At 70.3% G+C, this 19,251-nt stretch carries 15 protein-coding genes; 9 read left to right on the top strand and 6 right to left on the bottom strand.

From position 1 onward, the window contains the following. Positions 1–109: 109 nt before the first annotated feature. Entirely contained in the window at positions 110–391 is a 282-nt protein-coding gene (locus J2S22_RS12605; protein ID WP_272778941.1) for a YARHG domain-containing protein, read from the top strand. Positions 392–542: 151 nt separating this feature from the next. Here the strand turns inward: J2S22_RS12605 and purU are convergent, their stop codons facing one another. Beyond that, entirely contained in the window at positions 543–1,403 is an 861-nt protein-coding gene (purU, locus tag J2S22_RS12610) for a formyltetrahydrofolate deformylase (protein WP_272778940.1), read from the bottom strand. Positions 1,404–1,723: 320 nt separating this feature from the next. Here purU and J2S22_RS12615 point away from each other — a divergent pair, with 320 nt between their 5' ends. Next, positions 1,724–2,671, top strand: coding sequence for an ATP-grasp fold amidoligase family protein (locus J2S22_RS12615; RefSeq protein ID WP_272778939.1), 948 nt, complete (start codon positions 1,724–1,726; stop codon positions 2,669–2,671). A gap of 63 nt (positions 2,672–2,734) precedes the next feature. Here the strand turns inward: J2S22_RS12615 and J2S22_RS12620 are convergent, their stop codons facing one another. Then, positions 2,735–3,157 carry a hypothetical protein gene (locus tag J2S22_RS12620; protein ID WP_272778938.1) on the bottom strand — a complete coding sequence of 141 codons (423 nt, stop codon included), beginning with the start codon at positions 3,155–3,157 and terminating at the stop codon, positions 2,735–2,737. 399 nt (positions 3,158–3,556) lie between these two features. On the opposite strand from J2S22_RS12620, the gene J2S22_RS12625 reads away from it, so the two are divergent. After that, positions 3,557–4,441, top strand: coding sequence for a DMT family transporter (locus tag J2S22_RS12625; RefSeq protein WP_272778937.1), 885 nt, complete (start codon positions 3,557–3,559; stop codon positions 4,439–4,441). 95 nt (positions 4,442–4,536) lie between these two features. Beyond that, a complete protein-coding gene (locus J2S22_RS12630; RefSeq protein WP_272778936.1) occupies positions 4,537–4,869 on the top strand; it encodes a hypothetical protein in 333 nt (110 codons plus the stop codon). A 195-nt stretch (positions 4,870–5,064) separates the two neighbouring features. On the opposite strand, the gene J2S22_RS12635 is transcribed toward J2S22_RS12630, so the two are convergent. The 3 genes from J2S22_RS12635 to J2S22_RS12645 form a co-directional block, all read right to left on the bottom strand. After that, positions 5,065–5,424: a hypothetical protein gene (locus tag J2S22_RS12635; RefSeq protein ID WP_272778935.1), complete on the bottom strand. Its 360-nt coding sequence runs from the start codon at positions 5,422–5,424 to the stop codon at positions 5,065–5,067. 157 nt (positions 5,425–5,581) lie between these two features. Next, entirely contained in the window at positions 5,582–6,565 is a 984-nt protein-coding gene (locus J2S22_RS12640; RefSeq protein WP_272778934.1) for a Bug family tripartite tricarboxylate transporter substrate binding protein, read from the bottom strand. 132 nt (positions 6,566–6,697) lie between these two features. Then, positions 6,698–9,022, bottom strand: coding sequence for a hypothetical protein (locus J2S22_RS12645; protein WP_272778933.1), 2,325 nt, complete (start codon positions 9,020–9,022; stop codon positions 6,698–6,700). A gap of 387 nt (positions 9,023–9,409) precedes the next feature. Here J2S22_RS12645 and J2S22_RS12650 point away from each other — a divergent pair, with 387 nt between their 5' ends. The 5 genes from J2S22_RS12650 (at position 9,410) to der (ending at position 14,024) form a co-directional block, all read left to right on the top strand. Further along, positions 9,410–10,012, top strand: a complete 603-nt coding sequence (locus J2S22_RS12650; RefSeq protein ID WP_272778932.1) for an NnrU family protein — start codon at positions 9,410–9,412, stop codon at positions 10,010–10,012. A gap of 54 nt (positions 10,013–10,066) precedes the next feature. Beyond that, positions 10,067–10,891, top strand: coding sequence for a 3-methyl-2-oxobutanoate hydroxymethyltransferase (gene panB, locus J2S22_RS12655; RefSeq protein WP_272778931.1), 825 nt, complete (start codon positions 10,067–10,069; stop codon positions 10,889–10,891). A gap of 208 nt (positions 10,892–11,099) precedes the next feature. Then, complete coding sequence (locus J2S22_RS12660) at positions 11,100–11,756, top strand: tetratricopeptide repeat protein (RefSeq protein ID WP_272778930.1); 657 nt, start codon at positions 11,100–11,102, stop codon at positions 11,754–11,756. Positions 11,757–11,827: 71 nt separating this feature from the next. Then, positions 11,828–12,394: a hypothetical protein gene (locus J2S22_RS12665; RefSeq protein WP_272778929.1), complete on the top strand. Its 567-nt coding sequence runs from the start codon at positions 11,828–11,830 to the stop codon at positions 12,392–12,394. A 193-nt stretch (positions 12,395–12,587) separates the two neighbouring features. Continuing rightward, positions 12,588–14,024: a ribosome biogenesis GTPase Der gene (gene der, locus J2S22_RS12670; protein WP_272778928.1), complete on the top strand. Its 1,437-nt coding sequence runs from the start codon at positions 12,588–12,590 to the stop codon at positions 14,022–14,024. A 12-nt stretch (positions 14,025–14,036) separates the two neighbouring features. Here the strand turns inward: der and J2S22_RS12675 are convergent, their stop codons facing one another. After that, positions 14,037–19,178, bottom strand: a complete 5,142-nt coding sequence (locus J2S22_RS12675) for an SIR2 family protein (protein WP_272778927.1) — start codon at positions 19,176–19,178, stop codon at positions 14,037–14,039. Between the last annotated feature and the right edge of the window lie 73 nt (positions 19,179–19,251).

The raw sequence follows: 19,251 nt of genomic DNA on the forward strand, positions 1-19,251 counted from the left end.
TCGCTTTCCGCACCAACAGGCGTAGTGTTGCCGCGTATTTCCCGCGGGCTGCGCCGGCCGCCCGACGATTGCCGTCCGACGCACCCGCTCCACCGAGACGGGGACTCCGATGACCAGGACCAGGACGCTTCTCGCCGGAGCGGTCGCGCTCGCGATCGTCGCCGGCACCGCCGAGACCGTCGTCGCGCAAGGCGCCTGCGAGCAGCTCTGGGTCGAGCGCAACTCGATCTTCAAGGCGCGCGGCTACTGCTTCAAGACGCGCCGGGCGATCTCGTATTTCGGCAATGCCGGCTGCGTCTACGACAACGAGAACGCCGTCCCGCTGTCGCCCGGCGAACGGGCGCGGGTCGCCCAGATCCGCGCGATGGAACGCCAGTACGGCTGCCGGTGAAGCGGAAGCGGTTGCGCGCGACGGCTCTCGACGCCGCACCACACGCCGCTCGTTCCCGCGCCAGCGGGACTCCAGGATTGCTCTGCCGTGTCGCCCCTGGGTCCCCGCCTGCGCGGGGACGAGCGGACAATCGCCCGCGCCGGGGCCGTGCCTAGCGCCGGAACACCACCGTCTTGTGGCCGTTCGGGATGACGCGGTGCTCGATGTGGAACTGGACGGCGCGGGCGAGGACGACGCTCTCGATGTCGCGGCCGATGGCGACGAAGTCCTCGGGCGTGAAGGTGTGGTCGATGCGCTCGACGCCCTGCTCGATGATCGGGCCCTCGTCGAGGTCGCCGGTCACGTAGTGGGCGGTCGCGCCGATGATCTTCACGCCGCGCGCATGCGCCTGGTGATACGGCTTGGCGCCCTTGAAGCTCGGCAGGAACGAGTGGTGGATGTTGATGCAGCGCCACGACAGGGCGGTGCACAGCTCCGGCGACAGCACCTGCATGTAGCGGGCGAGCACGACGAGGTCGATCTTCAGGCGGCCGATCAGCTCGAGCACCGCGGCCTCCTGGGCCGCCTTGGTCTCCTTGGTCACCGGCAGGTAGTGATACGGGATGCCGTGCCACTCGACCACGCGGGCGAGGTCGGGGTGGTTCGACACCACGGCCGGGATGTCGATGGGCAGGCTGCCGGTGCGGTAGCGGTAGAGCAGGTCGTTGAGGCAGTGGTCGAACTTCGACACCATGAGCAGCACCCGCGGCCTGGTCGCGGTGTCGTGGAATGTCCAGGTCATCCCGAACCTTTCGGCGATCGGCCGGAAGCCCGCCTCGATCTCGGCGATCGGCGGCTGCTCGGGGCCGGCCGTGAACACGGTGCGTTCGAAGAACCGGCCGGTCTCCGGATCGCCGAAATGCGCCGACTCGGTGATGAAGATGCCGCGCCCGGCGAGATAGCCCGAGGTCGCCGCGACGAGGCCGGTCGTGTCGGCGCAGGACAGCGTCAGCACGTAGGTTCTGGTGGTCATTGTCGACATCGATCCGAGAAAGGCGGCGGCCGGCGCCTCCGCTGGCCGGCGCGGGCGCGGACGGGCCCGCCGGGCGAAGCCGTCCGCGACTGGACGTAGACGATCGTGGCGGCGGTGGCCAGAGGGGGAGGGGATGTCGCCGTCGACGAAGGCGCGGGCGATCTTGCCACCCCTCGGGCCAGGGTGCACCATCCGGCCGACTCGCCGCCGCCGGGGGCCGCAGCCGACCCGGACGGCACGCCCGGCGGATCCGGGTCCAGCCGGTCCATCCCTCATGCCGCGCGCCTTCGCTGCGCACGACGTCCGCAGCCGAGTCCGCCATGCGCCGCCGTCTCTTCGATCTGGGCACGATCGTGCACCGCCTGCCGCTGGTCGGCCCGCGCCGGGTCCGCCGCACGCTCGCGGCCCGCTATGCCGCGCGGTTCGGCGTCGCGCCGCGGCTCGACCGGCCCGTCACCTTCAACGAGCACATTCTCCACCGCATGATCTTCGATCGTGACCCGCGGCTGCGCATCGTGTGCGACAAGATCGCCGGCAAGGCGTTCATCGCGGCGCGCGGCGGGAGCGGCCTCGTGGTGCCGACACTGCGGGCGTGGCGCCGCCCCGAGGAGATCGACTGGAGCCTCCTGCCGGCCCGCTTCGTGCTCAAGCCGACCCACACGTCCGGCCCGGTGGCGATCGTCGGCGGTCCGGCCGAGTGCGACCCCGCGGCCCTGGTCGCCGCGGCGCGCCAGTGGCTCGCCGCGGACTATTTCGACCATTCGCTCGAATGGGGCTATCGCGGCGTCCCGCGCCGGCTGATCGCCGAGCCGCTGCTGCTCGGGCCGGGCGGCGCGCCGCCCGTCGAGGCGCTGGTGTTCACGTTCGGCGGCCGCGCGCGCCTGATCCGCCTCCTGCGCGGCCGCAAGGGAACGGCCGAGGAGCGCGACGCCTGGTACGACGCGACCGGGCGGCGGCTGGCGCTGCCCGCCAATCTGCCGGAGGCGGACATTCCGCTCGCGCCGGCCGACCGCGCCGCCCTGGTGACGGTCGCCGAGCGGCTGTCGGAGGGCTTCTCGTCGCTGCGGGTGGACTGCTACCTGACCGCGGCGGGCCTGAAGGTCGGCGAGCTCACGCCCTACAGCAATGCCGGCCTGCTGATGTGGGGCTCGCCGGAGATCGACACCCTGCTGGGCGGCCTGTGGGACCCGGGTTTCGACCTCGCCCGGCTGCCGGGGCATGCCGGTACGCCGACCGGCGGCCGGGCGCTCGTCGCGGCCGGCCGATGATCAGGACCGTTCGGTCAGGACTGCTCGATCGGAAGTCTCGGAGACGGACAGGCGGGGAGGGGCTCAGAACTCGTCCGGACAGGGATCGACGATCATCCACAGATCGAAGCCGTTCTTGAGCTTCTTCATCTCCGCGGTGAGGCCGCCGACCTTGGCGATCCAGCGCTTCACCTCGTTCGGATAGACGGTCATCAGCTCGGCCGTGCCGGCCGCGCTCGTCACCTTCACGCCGGCCGTCCACGCCTTGTCGTAATAGGCCTGGTGGAAGCCGAGGCTGGCGCGCGGGGTGACGCAGATGCGGTTCATCGGCACGATGCCGAGCACCAGCGTGCAGGCCGAATTGCAGATGCCGTCGATGACGACGCGCTGTCCGGTGTCGCGGATGCGGGCGTACTTCGCCTTGTACTCCTCGACATAGCCGCCGAAGTCGCGCTTGATGACGTAGTCGGACGCCGCGGCCGGCGCGGCCACGGACCCGAACGACATCGCTGCGAGCAGACCTGCGGCAAGCAGGCGAGATGCGAGGCGAACCATCGCCGCCAGACCCCCCATAATTCCCCGGCCCGTCTTTTGTTCCGAGGACCCGGCGGAATTTTGACCGCGGTATGTTGGAAATTCGTTAACCACCGCCGCCCGCAGCGACGCCGCGGCCTCGGCGGCGCGGCGGCGGCGCGGCGGTGCGGCGGGGCGGCCGGAGAGGGAAGTCCACGCATTCCATCAACTTGAATGATGAATCGGATGAAGAACATTCGCTTTCGTCATTGAATGCGGGCTGGCACTCTGGCGACATCCGGCCGGACGCCGTTTTGATCCGGGCGCCCCCGCGTGCCCGCCGCCGGCCGAAACCCCATGTCGCAGCGCCGACTCGGCAGCCGGAGCGCCACCATGCCGCGCAGAATCGAATCCGTGGTCGCGCTCCTGGCGCCCGGCGTGTTCGTCGTGCTGTGGGCCTCGGGTTTCGTCGGTGCCCGGCTCGGCCTGCCCTATGTCGAGCCGCTCACCTTCCTCACGCTCCGCATGGCCGGCGTCATCGTCCTGATGGCGTTGGTGATCGCCGTCACCCGCCCGGCCTGGCCGTCGGCCCGTGCCGTGGGTCACAGCGTCGTCTCGGGCCTGCTCATGCACGGCGGGTATCTGGGCGGCGTCTTCGTCGCCATCGACCACAAGCTCGCGGTCGGCCTCACCGCTCTGATCGTCGGGCTGCAGCCGATCCTGGTCTCGACGCTGGCCAACCGGGTGCTCGGCGAGCGGGTCACGCCGCGGCACTGGGCCGGGCTCGCGCTGGGGATCGTCGGGGTCTACCTGATCGTGCAGGACAAGACGGTGGGCGGCGAGGCCGACACGATCGCCTGGATCGCCATCGTCACGGCGCTCCTGTCGATCACGTCCGGGACGCTCTGGCAGAAGCGCCACGGCGGCGAGATCGACTGGCGGCCGGCCTTCCTGGTGCAGTACGGCGCCGCCGGCGCCGTGTTCGCGGCCGGCGCGGCCCTGTTCGAGACGGGGCGGATCGAATGGACGGGCGAGCTCGTCTTCGCGCTCGCCTGGCTGGTGCTGGTGCTCTCGCTGGGGGCGATCTGGCTTCTGTATTTCCTGATCCGCCGGGCGGCGGCGAGCCGCATCTCGAGCCTGTTCTATCTCACCCCGCCGGCCACCGCCGTGATGGCCTGGGCCCTGTTCGACGAGCGGCTCGGTCCGGTCGCGCTCGCCGGCATGGCGATCTGCGTCGCCGGCGTGTTCCTGGTCAATGTCCGGCTGCGGACCACCTGAGCCTGAGAAGGGCGGATCCGGGGAGGGCGTCTCGGCGTCGTCCGGATGCGCGTGCGTGCGAGGTGCGATACAGCCGTCGGGGCCCGAGATGTCCCATGGTGTTCGCTTTTGATACGCTCGGCTATTCGAAGCGGCTTCGCGACGGCGGGGTGCCCCCGGCCCAGGCGGAAGCCCATGCGGAGGCGGCGCGGGACTTCATCATGGTCATCATGGTCGAGCTGGTCACCAAGTCCGATCTCGCGGCCGCGGTCGATCGCATCGACGGAACAGTCGGCGGCCTGCGCGCGGAAATGGATTTGCGGTTCGACGGGCTGCGCCGCGATGTCGACGCGCGGATCGAAAAGCTGAGCCTGCAGCTCACCGTGCGGCTCGGCGCCCTGATGGTGGCGGGGCTGGGCGCCCTGGCCGTCATCCTGCGTCTGCAGTGACGGCTGCATCTTTCTGAAATCGATGAACAGTCTGCGTTCGGGCGAACGGGCCCGGGGTCTCGCTGTCGCGGGCCTGCACCCGCTGTCGGGCGTGCACCCGTTCGCGACCCCGGGCCCGTCCCTCGACCGTCGTGTCGAGGGTTCGAGGCCGGCCCGCCGACGCGGGCGGGCCGGCCGTCGATGGCGTCGGTGCGCTTACCGGGCGGCCGGGGCCGGGGCGCCCGGATTGGCCGACCGTTCGCCGGCGGCGCCCGGAACGTTCGACGCGCCGGAGCCGGCCGGCGGGGCCGCCCCGCTGGTGGCGCCGGAGCCGGTGGTCGCGGCGGGCGCGTTGCGGTCCATGGTGACCTCGTTGGCGTTGCGGTCGGTCATGCCGTAGACGATCGCGATGATGAACACGGCCGCCACGATGCCGGCGAGCCATGCCCACATCGAGCCGCTGCGCCGCGACCCCGGCACGCTCGGGTCGGCATTGCGGTCGGCAAAGGCCGGATTGTGAATGCCACGCGGATCGCTCAGCCGCGGATCGCGCGTACCGTCTTGCGGGTCGCTCATGTCTGCCTCCTCTCGATTGCCTCCGGTGGGCAACCGCCGGAGCCGGGCGAGGTTCCGCAGATCGCTCTGGCGCGGTTTGAAAACTTCAAGTCTATCAGGGAGGTAGGGCGAGACCTCGACACCGTGGGCTAGGCTCGCCTGGGCCGCCCCGTGCGGCTCAGTTCGCCTTGATGCCGGCTGCCGCGATCACCGGGGCCCAGCGCGCCACCTCGGCGGCGACGCGGTCGCGGAAGGCCTCCGGAGTCGAGGGGATCGGCTCCATCACCTGGGTGGCGAGCTTCTCCCGGACGGTCGGCATCGCGAGGATCTCCCGCACCGTGGCGCCCATGCGGTCGAGCGCCGCCGGCGGCGTGCGGGCCGGTGCGATCAGTCCGTTCCAGGCCTCCGCCTCGACCTCGACGCCGCTCTCCTTCAGGGTCGGCACGCCCGGAATCAGGGCGTAGCGCTGCGGCGTCGACACGGCGATGACCTTGAGATTGCCGGCCTCCGCCTGCGAGGTGGCGGCGATCGCCGGCAGGCACCCCATCTGGGCGTCGCCCCGGATGATCGCGGTGGCCGCCTGGGGCGAGCTCGCATAGGCGATGTGGACGATCTCGGTGCCGCTCGTCTTCGCGATCGCCTCCATGGCGAGGTGCGACAGCGACCCGTTGCCGATCGAGGCGTAGTTGTACTTGCCCGGGTCCTTGCGGAGCTTGTCCAGGAGCTCGGCGACCGACGCGACGCCGAGGCTGTTGCTGACCGCGAGCGCGCAGGGCTGCGTCGCCAGCGTCGTCACATAGGCGAAGTCGCGATCCCACGCATACGGCATCTTCGGCTGCAGCAGGGCGTTGATGGCGAGCGGCCCGGCGATCGAGACCCCGAAGGTGGTGCCGTCCGGCTCCGCCTTGGCGATCGCGTCGGTGCCGAGATTGCCGCCGGCGCCCGGCTTGTTCTCCACCGTGAACGGCTGGCCGAGCCGCTGCTGCAGGGCCTCGGCGACCACCCGGGCAATCAGGTCCGGGGTCGAGCCGGGGCCGAACGGCACGATGATCCGCACCGGCCGGGTCGGCCAGGTCTCGGCCCGCACGAGGGACGGAGCCGCCAGGGCCGCGAGCAGGGCGGCGCAGGCGAGCAGGACGGCGGGGCGGCGGACGGAGATCATCGGACGGGCTCCGGGACGGCAGGGGGCGGGGGCGCCATTCCGATAGTCGCGGCCCGCCCGGTTGTCACGTCGGCGTCTCGTCCGGCGGGGCGCGGCCGGCCCGACGCGGCCGGCGAGCCGTACCGGCCGGCGTCACGGCGCCGCCTCCAGCACCACGCGCTCGAGCAGGAAGCCGAGCGTCTTCGGGTCGGCCGCGCCGTGCCGCGACGCGCTTTCCGGATCGTCGATCGCGAAGGTCAGGAGCAGCGCGTCGCGGTCGCCGACGACGTCGGCCGGCAGGACGAACCGCCATTCGGACGGGACCGGCGCGCCGGGCTCGACGACGAGCGTGGCGACGACGCGCCCGTCGACCACGGCGTCGATGCGCTTGCGGCGCGCCGGATCCGGCCGATACGGCTCGATGTCGAGCCGGACCGTGACGCCGGCCGCCGTGCGGGCGGCCGGCAGCCGGACGTAGAGCACGCTGCGGCGGCCCTCGCTCCAGGTGCCGGGCGGCTCCGGCACCGACCAGCCCTCGATCAGCCAGGTCCGCGGGGCGTCGTCGGCGGTGAAGCGCGCCGAGACGGCCGCGCCCTCGGCCTGCAGCGGCGGCTCCGGCAGGCACGCCACGCCGTCCGGCGGCTGCGCCAGGGCGTACAGGATGCGCAGCCCGTCCTCGAAGATCCGGCAGCCGGGCGCGAGGCCGGTGCGGATCGACGCGGCGAGGGCGGCGAGCTCGTCCTCCGTATAGGCGAGCTTCTCCACCAGGATGCCGTCGAAGCCGAGGCCCCGGGCCCGCTCCGTCGACACGCCCGTCGTCCCCTCGACGAGAGCCCGAAGCGCCGCGAACTGCGGCTGGCGCGGGGTGAGGCCGTAGCTCCACCGCACCGGGCTGCCGACCGCGTCGACGACGTAGGGCAGCATGTGCTGGTAGGCTTCGAACCGGCGCTGCGGCGGGACCTCCGGCCACGGCAGGACAGGCAGCTGCAGCACGGCCCTCATGTCGGCGGCGTGGACCACCTTCAGCATGGCAGCGAGTCCCGTCCGCAGCTCCTGCGTGCCGGCCCGGGTCGACGCCTGCAGCCGCGACAGCGGGAACAGCGCGCTCGGCACGCCGACGAGCAGCAGTGCGACCGTGGTGCCAGCGGCGACCCGGCGCCGCCGCGTCGGCTCGGACAGCAGGAGCTCCACCACGCTGCACACCGACACCAGCGCGAAGAAGCTCAGGAACGGGATGATGCGGGTCGGCGCCCGGATCACCGGCACGAGCAGATAGCTGAACAGGAAGCTCAGGCCGCTGCCCACCGCGAACACCAGGCCGAAGGTGATCAGGGCGAAGGACAGCCAGACGACCCGCAGGCGATCCGTCGGGCGGGGACCGCGGTCGAACAGGCCGACCAGCACGAACAGCGGTGCGGCGACGATCACGGCGCCGAGCAGCACGCCGGGCCATTCCAGGCGCTCGCCGCCCGGGAACTGGCGCATCACGGCCGAGTAGATGTCGAAGCGGCCCTTGAACAGGCCGAGCTCGCGCAGCGGCGCCACCGCGTCGCTGACCAGGAGCCCGTAATACAGGGTCTCGTAATGCTGGCGGCGCGGCTGGCTGACGGCGCCGAAGAGCACGTCGGCGAGATGCCAGCGATAGCCGCTCGCGATCAGCAGCACGAGCAGCGCCCCGCACAGGCCGAGGCCGATCGCGAGGGGGCGCCAGTCGCGCTGCCCGGCCGCCATCCCGAGTGCCGTGACGGCGACGAACATGGCGGTGAAGAACGTGTAGTAGAGGCCCGAGGTCCCGGCGATCAGCAGGCACAGCGCGACGAAGGCCGCGACCGGGCCCTTGCGGCCGCCGCCGACGGTCGCGACCGCCGCGACCAGGTAGGAGAGCGCCGCGCCCCACGGCACCGCATAGTAGAGCGCCAGGAAGTCGTGCACGCCGGCGCGCCGCGCGAAGAAGGGCGACACCACGAACACCACCGAGGCGACGGCGGCCAGCCACGGCCGCACCGACAGGACGCGCAGCACCACGAAGGACGAGACGAAGATCGCCGCGATGCCGATGCCGTAGACGAGGCTCTCCACGACGAAGACCCGGTCACTGACCTGGGCCAGCAGCCACAGCAGGGCCCGCTGGCTGAGGTCGAACTGCGGGAAGAACAGGTTGTCCTGGATGCCCGGGAAGCCGAGGGCCGGGACGAAGCGGAGGCCGAAGCCGTCCAGCAGGGCCTTGATCTGGACCAGCAGGAACAGGTGGTCATCGCCGAGCCCGAGCGGCGCGCCGACCTCGATGCCGAGCGCGCCGGTGACCCACAGCGAGAGCAGCACGCCGACGACGACCACGACCGGGGTGGAGAGCCACGGCGCGGCGCGCGGCAGGCCGGGGACCGGCGCCTCCGGTCCGCCGAGGTCGGCACCGCCCCCGCCCGCGGAGTCGGCGGCACCGGCGGCTGCGGATCCGGACGGGGTGCGGAAGCGGACCATGAGCGGACTCGGCGGTTGGACGTCGAACGACGCGAAGGGCAGGCGAGGAGGGCACGAGTCGCCGGTGCACGGCGAACGAGCTGACGCGCCGGGCTCTCCTCGGTGGTTTGCGGCGCGGTGTCCAGGCCGCGGAAGCGATTTGCCCTGCGAGGCGCGCCGGCGCTGTGGACGAAGCCACCGTGCGGCTGGATGACGGGGAGCGGCTCAATCGGCGGTAGCGTATCGGCGTGTCGGCGGACCGCCAATCGCCGGAGGGCCGGACGGGTGCCTCCGGCCGCGGCGTGTCCTGCGGTCGCGGCAGGGCCCGTACCCCGCCGCCGGCCTTGCGTCGGCGGTTTCGATCGCTTCTACTCCGCCGGCTTTTGCCGCCTGCCGCCGGGGGAATGCATGGGACTTGCGGTCCTGGTCCTGGGTCTCGTCCTGTTCATCGGGGCGCATGTCGTCGTGTCGCTGCGCGATCGCCGCGCCGCGCTGATCGCGCGCCTGGGCGAGTGGCCCTACAAGGGCCTGATGTCGGTCGTGTCGATCCTCGGCATCGTGCTGATCGGCTGGGGCTTCGCCGCGTACCGGGCGGGAGGCGAGTGGATCGAGCTCTACGATCCGCCGACCTGGACCCGCCACCTGTCCGCCCTGCTGGTCTGGCCGGCCGTGATCATGGTCACGGCCGCCTACATCCCCGGCAACATCAAGCGCGTGCTCAAGCACCCGATGCTCTCCGGCGTGAAGCTGTGGGCGGTCGCGCACCTGATCTCCAACGGCGACCTCGGCTCGGTGCTGATCTTCGGCTCGCTTCTCGCCTGGGCCGTCTACGACCGCATCAGCCTCAAGCGCCGCACCGATCCCGGCGCTCCGCCGATCCCGGTCGGGGGCCGGCGCAACGACATCCTGGCCGTGGTGGTCGGGACGATCCTGTATCTCGCCCTCGCCTTCGTGTTCCACCCGCTGGTCATCGGCCGCGCCGTCTTCGGAACCCCGGCGCTCGGAACCTGAGCCCGGGCGTCGCCCGCCGACCCGCGCCAGCGCATTCGACCGAGAGAACGTCCCATGTCCGTACACCGCGACGAGAGGCGGCTGACCGCGCCCGACATCCTGGCCCGCAAGGGCGGCGTGCCGATCGCCATGCTGACCTCGTACCATGCCCACACGGCCGGCCTGTGCGACCGGCACTGCGATTCCATCCTGGTCGGCGACTCGCTCGGCATGGTGATGCACGGGCTGGAGACCACCGTCCCGGTGACGCTCGACATGATGATCCTGCAGGGGCTCGCGGTGATGCGCGGCTCGAAGCGGGCCCTGGTCGTCGTCGACATGCCATTCGGCAGCTACGAGGCGTCGAAGGAGCAGGCGTTCCATTCGGCCGCCCGCATCATGAAGGAGACCGGCTGCGGCGCCATCAAGCTCGAGGGCGGGGTGCGCATGGGCGAGACGATCCGCTTCCTCGTCGAGCGCGGCATCCCGGTGATGGGCCATGTCGGCCTCACCCCGCAGTCGATCAACACGCTCGGCAGCTTTCGCGCGCAGGGCCGGAGCCCGGACGACTGGGCGCCGATCGAGGCCGACGCCGCGGCGGTGGCGGAGGCCGGCGCCTTCGCGGTGGTGCTGGAGGCGATCGCCGAGCCGCTGGCCGCCAAGATTACCCGGGACGTGCCGATCCCGACCATCGGGATCGGGGCGAGCGCCGCCTGCGACGGCCAGGTGCTGGTGCTGGAGGACATGCTCGGCCTGTCCCCGCGGGTGCCCAAGTTCGTCAAGCGCTACGGGGACCTCGGCCCGGCGATCGAGCGCGCCGTGGCGGCCTATGCCGAGGAGGTGCGCTCGCGCACCTTCCCGGGGCCCGAGAACGTCTATCCGATGAAGAAGGCGACCTGATCCGGGCCTGGACCGGGCCGCCGGCGGCCGCCGGCGCGTTGCCGCACAGCGGCCGCGCCTTGCGCTCGCCACAAGCATGGGCTAGCGGCTTGGGGGACTGCCGTCCGGTGGGGACCGGGCGGCCGAGCGGCCGTCCCGGCTGAGCCGGAACCGAAACGAACAGCAACAAGCCCTTGAACCACCAGTCAATGAACCAGCGGGTCGACGCGTGACCGATATCTTTCAGGAAGTCGACGAGGAAGTCCGCCGGGAACGGCTCCAGCAGTTCTGGAAGCGCTATGGCGGCCTGGTCATCGCGCTCTGCGTGCTCGTGGTCGCGGGCGTCGCCGGCTGGCGCGGCTGGCAATGGTACGAGGCCCGGCAGGCGGCCGAGGCGAGCATCGCCTTCGACGCGGCCGTCCGGCTCGCCCAGGAGGGCAAGCACGGCGAGGCGAGCGCCGCCTTCGCCAAGCTCGCCGTCGACGTGAAGATCCCGGCCTATCGGAGCCTCGCCCGGCTGCGCGAGGCGGACGAGCAGGCGGCCACCGACCGCAAGGCGGCGATCGCCACCTTCGACGCGGTCGCCGGCGATGCCGGCACCTCGCCGCTGTTCCGCGAGGTGGCGACCCTGCGGGCCGGCCTGCTGATGGTCGACACCGCCCCCTATGCCGAGCTGCAGGCCCGGCTCGAGCCGCTCGCCCGACCGGACGGCGCCTTCCGCCACTCCGCCCGCGAGATGCTGGCGCTGTCGGCCTGGAAGGCCGGCGACGCCGCGGCGGCGCGGCGCTGGGCCGAGGCGGCCGCCGGCGACGCCGATGCGCCGGCCGGGCTGAAGGCCCGGGTCGACATCCTGCTCGCCCTGCTGGGCGAGAGCGCCAAGAGTTGAGCCGAACGTTGAGCCGAACGTTGAAGCGACAGCTGGGTCGAGAGTTGAACCGAGAGCCGAAGGAGCGCCCGATGCGAGCCCGTGCCCGCCTGATGCTGCTGGCCGTCGCCGCCGCGCTGGCGCTGCCGGTCGCCGGCTGCGATCAGTTCGACAGCCTCCAGGCGATGTTCGACACCAAGAAGAAGCTGCCCGGCGAGCGCAAGCCGGTGTTCCCCGAGGGGGTCCCGGGCCTCCAGCAGGGCGTGCCGGCCGAGTATCTGCCGGGCGCCCGTGCCCCGGAGGGCGAGGCCGCGGTCCCGCCGACCGAGACGGCCGCCACCCCGGAGGCCCAGCCCGAGGCGAAGCCCGAGCCGAAGCCGCGCGCCCGCGCCTCGCAGCCGGCCCCGCAGCAGCGCCGCGCCGCCGCGCCGCCGCCCGACGCCGTCGACGACGAGCCTGCCGCCGCGCCGGCCCGCAGCGCCAAGCCTGCCCCGGCGACCCCGGTGGCCTCGGTTCCGGTGCGGCCGAAGCCGGCCCCGGGCGCCGCCCCGGCCCAGACCGCTCAGCCGGCGCAGTCGTCGTCGAGCGGCGGGGTCGCCCAGCCGCAGGCGACGCTGCCGTGGCCGAGCGCCCCGGCGCCGGGCTCCTTCTCGCGCTGATCCGCGGTCCCGCGCCGGACGGCCGTGCGCCGTTCGGCGCACCCCGATACGCCGCCCGCGGCCTGTGCTATCGAGGGGCGCGACCGCGCGGCCCGAACCGGGCCCGCGCCGTTCCGTTCGTTTCGTCCCGAGACAGGCCCGGCGGCCCGCGCCGGGCCGTCCCTTCATTGCGAGAGGCCGCACGGCGACCCCGATGTCCTTCACGATCGCCATTGTGGGGCGCCCCAATGTGGGCAAGTCGACCCTGTTCAACCGCCTCGTCGGCAAGCGCATCGCGCTGGTCGACGACCAGCCGGGCGTGACCCGCGACCGCCGCGAGGGCACGGGCCGGCTCGGCGACCTCGACTTCACCGTGATCGACACGGCCGGCTTCGAGGAGGCCGCGATCGAATCGCTCGCCGGCCGCATGCGGGCCCAGACCGAGACCGCGATGGCCCAGGCCGACGCGATCCTGTTCCTGATCGACGCCCGTGCCGGCCTCACCCCGATGGATCGCGCCTTCGCGGCGGCCGTGCGCAAGGTGGGGCGGCCGGTCGTGCTGGTCGCCAACAAGAGCGAGGGGCGCCAGGCGAGCTCCGGCGTCTACGAGGCGTTCGGGCTCGGGCTGGGCGAGCCGGTCGGCGTCTCGGCCGAGCATGGCGAGGGCCTCTCCGACCTCTACGACGCCCTGCGCGAGGCGCTGCCCGAAGCGACCCGGGCCGCCGCCGCCGCGACCAGGGCCGAGGTCCTGGCCGAGCGCGAGGCCAAGATCGTGGCCCGCGAGGCCAAGGCGGCCGGCGAGGAGCCGGTCGACCCGGGCGCGCCGACCCGGCCGATCCGCATGGCCGTGGTCGGCCGGCCCAACGCCGGCAAGTCGACCCTGATCAACCGGCTGCTCGGCACCGACCGGCTGCTCACCGGCCCCGAGGCCGGCATCACCCGCGACGCCATCGCGGTCGACCTCGACTGGGGCGGCCGGGCGTTCCAGGTGCACGACACCGCCGGCATGCGCCGCAAGTCCAAGATCGACGACAAGCTCGAGAAGATGTCGGTCTCGGACGGGCTCGAGGCGATCCGGTTCGCCGAGGTGGTCGTCCTGCTGATGGACGCCACCGCGCCGTTCGAGGAGCAGGATCTGCGCATCGCCGACCTCGTCGAGCGCGAGGGGCGGGCCCTGGTGCTGGGCCTCTCCAAGTGGGACCTCGCCGAGGGCGAGGCCGGAGCGCTCACGCGGCTGCGCGACGAGGTGGGGCACCGGCTGCCGCAGCTCGCCGGCCTGCCGGTGGTCGCCGTTTCGGGCCTCACCGGCCAGGGCCTCGACCGGCTGATGCAGGCCGTGCTCGACATCCACGCGATCTGGAACCGGCGGGTCCCGACCCACGCGCTCAACCGCTGGCTCGATTCGGCGATCGACAACCATCCGCCACCCGCCGTCTCGGGCCGCCGGCTCAAGCTCAACTACATCACCCAGCCGAAGGCGCGGCCGCCGAGCTTCGTCGTCTTCTGCACCCGCGCCGACGCCGTGCCGGAATCCTACAAGCGCTACCTGATCAACGGTCTGCGCGAGAGCTTCGATCTCCCCGGCACGCCGATCCGCCTCACCCTGCGCGAAAAAGCCAACCCCTATGCGACCCGGGCCAAGGGGCGCTGAGGCGGGGCATCGTCACCGGTCGGCATCTTTCCGATCGAGCCCGGTCGCTTGCGGGACCACCGTGTTCTCGCGGTCCGATCCGCTGTCGGTCATGTGTCGCTGCAGGAGCAGCCGGTAGCCGATGCTGCGCGCCGCCTGGAGGGCTTGTCCCTTGATGCGGGTTGCCTCGTCGGTCCACCCGCGCTCGCGCAGGATGTCGGCGAGTAGGCTGCGATAGGCGATCGAACGCAGATATTGCCCGTGGAGCGTCGCGATTCGGATGGCCTTCACGGCCTTGTCGCTCGCGAGCGCGGTTTCGCCCTGCTGCAGCAGGATCTGCGCATGAACGAAGCTCGCCTCGGCGGTGAGGATCGGAATGTCCATGGCGCCGGCATAACGCTCCGCCTCTTCGAGGCATCTGGTTTGCTGTCGTAGGTCGTGCTGACGCGCGACGTTCATGCGGGCCTTCGCCACCATTGCGAGGTGAGCCATGTCCTCGAAGCCGCTGCGGCGGGCGTAATTGACGGAGGCGGACAGGTCTTCGCCCGCCTTGTCGTAATCCTCCATGTCGCGATGCAGCTGCCCGCGATGGCGGAGGAACAGGCTGACGGATCTGCTCCGCCCGAGTCGGACGAGCCCCTTGATGGCGGTCCCGTATCCTCTGATCGCGGTGTCCCGGGCGCCGCCGAGATGGTCGAGCAGGGCGGTGTAGCCGCCGGCGATCAGCCGGATCGTCTCGTCCTCGCTCGACTCCCGCCGCACCTCGTCCAGCAGGCGGCGTGCCTTCTTGAGGCGCCCGCGCATGATGTCGCATTCGGCGACATTGAGCAGCACCCGCCGACGGATCGGGCCACCCGCGGGTCCCTCGATCCGTCGTGCCGCCCTCAGGGCGGCGTCGAGCATCGCGATCGTGTCGACGAGCGATCCTTGGGCCAGCCCGAAGACGCCGCACTCGTTGAAGAGCCAGACGATCTCGTCGCGATAGAACGGTAGGTGACTTGGTGAGGCGGTAGAAGGCTCGGTCTCGCCGTCGCGTGTCGGAGTGCCGCCGAGCGCCGCGGCCCGGTGAAGCATCCAGCGTAGAATCAGGCGGTGGTGCTCGAAGTACCCGGACCGCGGCGGTTTCGGGACGCTGATTCCCCCGATGTCGCAGAAGCGGGCGACGACCCCGAGCGAGAACAGCGTCCTGGCGATACCGATCCCCGCGCGAAGACGCCTGGCCTCGAAGGTGCGCACCTCGCCGGGGCTCGATCCTGAGTCGGCGTCTGTGCACGAAGCCGGTTCGAACTCCGAGCGCAGGGTCGGAAACCCAATCATCCGGGTGACGAGGTCGTGCAGGAACGCGTAGGCGTTGGCGCTCAGGGCCGGCAGTTCGCGAGCCTGCGACGCATACAGCGACACCGAGAAGTTGTAGGTGTCGGGCGGCTCCGAGTATTGCGCCCCGAGCTTGCGGTAGGCGTGAAGTTGGACGGTGCGGTGCACCTGGTATCGTGGCGACTCAGGCGTTCGTCCGGCGGCGGGCCTTTCGTTGACGCCGTCCTCATGCACGGGGGGGATACGGGGCTCGAGCGTGAACACCAGTCCGCGGGCCGACAGCAGCGCGAGCGCATAACGGACGATGTCGAGGCGGAGGTGCCTGATCGGTACCGCAGCGCGCCCGTCGAACGAGTTGGACAGGTCCTCGACCCGCCGCTCGATCATCGGACATTCGAGCAGGATGTCGGCTTCCACCGGCATCGAGATGACGGCGAGATGGCGGATCAGCAGCTCGAGCAGGCTGCTGTCGTGGGCGCAGCGTAACAAGTCATCGAATCGTTCCGGCTCGTGGCTCTCACCCTGTTCTTCGCGGAGCGTCCTGAAGCGATCTTTATCGAGATCGTGCAAATAGGGACGAGCCGCCCAGTAATCGAGAACGCGCTCGACGAAGCGTGGCGGGTCGATCCGGCCATCGACATCAGGAAGATTTCCGATCGACCCGCGGATTTGCGTCAGGTAGTCAATGCGTTTCAACGTTTCGAGGTCTTTATCGAGCAGAGTCGCCAGGGTGGCGTGGAAGCGGGATGCAATCGGCGGCCCCGACGCGTGGTCAGCGGCGACGGTGGCAGGAATGAAATAGATGTAGCTGTCGTCCGCAGGCGGAACCGGACCTCTCGTGGCCGAGGAAACAGGCGAGCCGGCAGCCTGGAAACCGGGCGCGAGCCGCACTCCGGATCGCCGAACAGCCGCGGCCAACTGCTCTTGGGCGTGCGCGTGCGCGTGCAGGTCGCGGACCGAAGGAGCCGACAGGAGGCGGAGCGTGCGCGGCTCGCATTTGTCGCGACGATCGGAAGGCGAGGACGGGGGCGGGTCGATCCGATAATGCAGCGGGAGCCGGGTGTCGCGCACCAGGAAGACGAGGTCGAGCGGCAAATCGGCCCGGTCCGGCGAGGTCAGCAGGTCGAAGATCGCCCGGATCTCGGCGCTTTTCGGGTATCCGTCGGCCTCGAACGCGAGACCAAAGGCATTGAGGAGGATCAGGCCGCGCGCCTCGACGGGCCCGCAACGGTGGTGCAGCCGACCAGCCGTCTGCTTGAGCTGGGCGGCCGTACCGTCGAGCGCCGCCGCCAAGGCGGCGATGCGTCCCTGGCCACCGGTCCACATGGGATGTTGCACGAGTGTGTCGGACGCCGGCCGCAGCGGATCGAGCAGGAACGCCGTGAGCGCGTCCCAGACCGACGCGATCTCGCTGAAGAAGCTGAAGCTCGCCGAGAAGATCGCGGCGTAGTGCCGTCCGGTCGCGTTGCGCCTCGGCTCGATGCGGATGGGATTGTCCTCGAGCAGGCGGTCGCTGCACTCGGTGAGGTCACGGTGCAGGCCTCCTTTACCGCCGCCGCGCGGCGCGGCGACGAAGACGATGCGCCGGCCGGGCGCACGGAAGCTGTCTCGCCGCGGCCATGCTGCGACGAGATCATCGAGCATGGAACGGTCGGGCCGTAAGGTGTCGCGCTCCCGGTTCTTGCCGGCAGGCGGGTTCCACCAGATGTGACGCGTCCAACGTGGGCGTTCGAGACGAGCCGCCTTGGGCGGAGACTCGAGATTCTCGATGCGGCTTTGCGGAATCGCCAGCCATTCGGTTGACCACGTCTGCCAATCGCTCTCGAGTTTCTTCAGGCAGGCTGTCAGCGCAGCGATCCTGATGGCGTCCTCGATGCGCCGCACGGTCCGCTTGAGGAGCGAGATGGCCTTCTCTTTGGGACCATCGGAGAGCTCATCGAGCAGCGAAGCACCGTGCTGCTCCACCAGCGTCCCGATCCAGGCGAGCAGTTGCAGTTCGAGGCCGATGGAACAACCGGTCTTCTTGCAGACGGCATCCGCCGCATTGCGGCTTAGCGGCGGGCCGAGGTCGATGCCGGAAGTCACCGGATCCCTCGGAGGGTCGGCAGGAGCGCCTAGGAAATCGAGCAGGCCTTCGAACGCCTGCCGAGGGGAGCGGGTCCGCGGAGAGCTGGGTAAGCCGTCCAGTGAGGCAACGATCGTTTCGGTCAACTCGAAGACCCTGGCGAGCCAGCTCGGATCCGGGGGTTCCTCGTCGGAAGAGGGCTTCACGTCCCCGGGACCAAGAATGCCGTAGTGCAGGACGTAGACGCCATGCCGGATGTACTGCTCCAGGGTGAACTTGTCGCGTTTCGCCTTCGGCTCGGTGGCGGGCCGCAGGGCGACGACCGAATGATTACCGCGGATATGCTCGCCGGCGAACTCGCGCAGCGGCCGCATCAGGTCACCCTCCGACAGCCCGACGCCGACGAAGAGAATCGGATTTCCACCGAAGAGGATCTGCGATCCTTGACGGAACAGGACCTTGTGCCGCTCATCGCCGATGTACTGGTCCTGATAGTCGCGATCGGTGACGACGAGCGGTGCTTCGTCGGTCGCCCGGCCATGGACGTGAACGACCTGGATCGAATGCGGATTGGCCCCAGCCGCGAAATCGAGAAGGTCGACGGCGTTGTTTTCGCCCAGAACGATGTCGCGTGCGCGACCGCCCATCGGTCCGATGCGCTCGATCTCGTCGTCGGAGAGATCGTCCTGTGCTCCGAACGTCGTTCGTTTGAAGCCCAGCTGATCGATCAGCCGCTCGATCTCCAGGTCGTAATTCGTGGTGACGAAGCGCCCGACCTCGAGACCGACCGCGAGGTGCCACAGCGGATCCTTGTCGGGCGACGCGATCTCGGTTCGGCGGATTGGGACCGTGTTCGACAAGGCCGCATCGGGGGCGATGGCACCCGCGATCGTTTTCATTCCGTCTTTTGGCGGTGTCTTCGTCAGCAGATGAAATGTCCGGATCAGATCGATAGCGAAGCCGAGAGCGTGGTAGTTGACGGGGTCGAGGCCCGCCCGTGAGTTGGAGTGCGACACCGACAACTCTTCCGACAGGCGATCGAGTATCGCGGTGGATAAAGCGAGGAGGACATGTGGGTTCTGTGGAGCGAGACTGCCCACGTAGTCACGAGCGGCACTCACGACCTTGGTCGAGAAGATGTTGTGGAGCCGGCGACTGTGGTTGCCGGGAAATCGCGTCATCGAGGTGTGCGCCAACCCACGGGCGATGGCGTCGATCGAATCGCGATCGTTGTACGGATTCGAAAGGATCCGGCGGACATGATGTGTCTCGTCGTAGGTCGCCTGCTTGATCGAACGCCGGAAGCGGTCGCGGCGATAGAGGTCGGACTTGCGTGACGGCGGGAGGTCGCGTTCGGTTTCTCCGATGCAAAAGTGGGATTCCAGCGCGTTCAGCAGCGGCTTGTCGGCCAGGATCCAGATCTGCTCGGCGATCTGCATGGCGAGCATAATGGCGTCGGACTTCTCGGCCTTGACCTCGACGAGGAGGTTCTTGAGCTGCGTCTTCAGAGAGACGATCGGACCGGGCTGAGCGTGTCCGGAACTCTCGGATGCATTAATCGTGTCGAGGATTCCGGTGACGACGTGACCTCCGAGCTCGCCCCATGACACGCGTCCATAGGCCATCGAAGCTCCGGCGCCGACGAAGGCGACCAGACGCCGGGTGTTGAGCGCGCGACAAAGAAAAAAGCGGCCTTGCGCCTCGATACGTCGCGGATCGAGCAGCGCCGTCGCGGCCTCCCAGTTGTACGGCCATGCAGCATCGTGCAATCCATTGTCGCGCAATCCGTTCGACATCGCTGTCTCTCTCTGAAATACCGCAAACAATACGCAATCAATGATAGAAAATGACAATAGTGCACGCAAGCGC

This window comes from Rhodoplanes tepidamans (assembly GCF_030813915.1).
Taxonomy (GTDB): Bacteria; Pseudomonadota; Alphaproteobacteria; order Rhizobiales; family Xanthobacteraceae; genus Rhodoplanes; species Rhodoplanes tepidamans.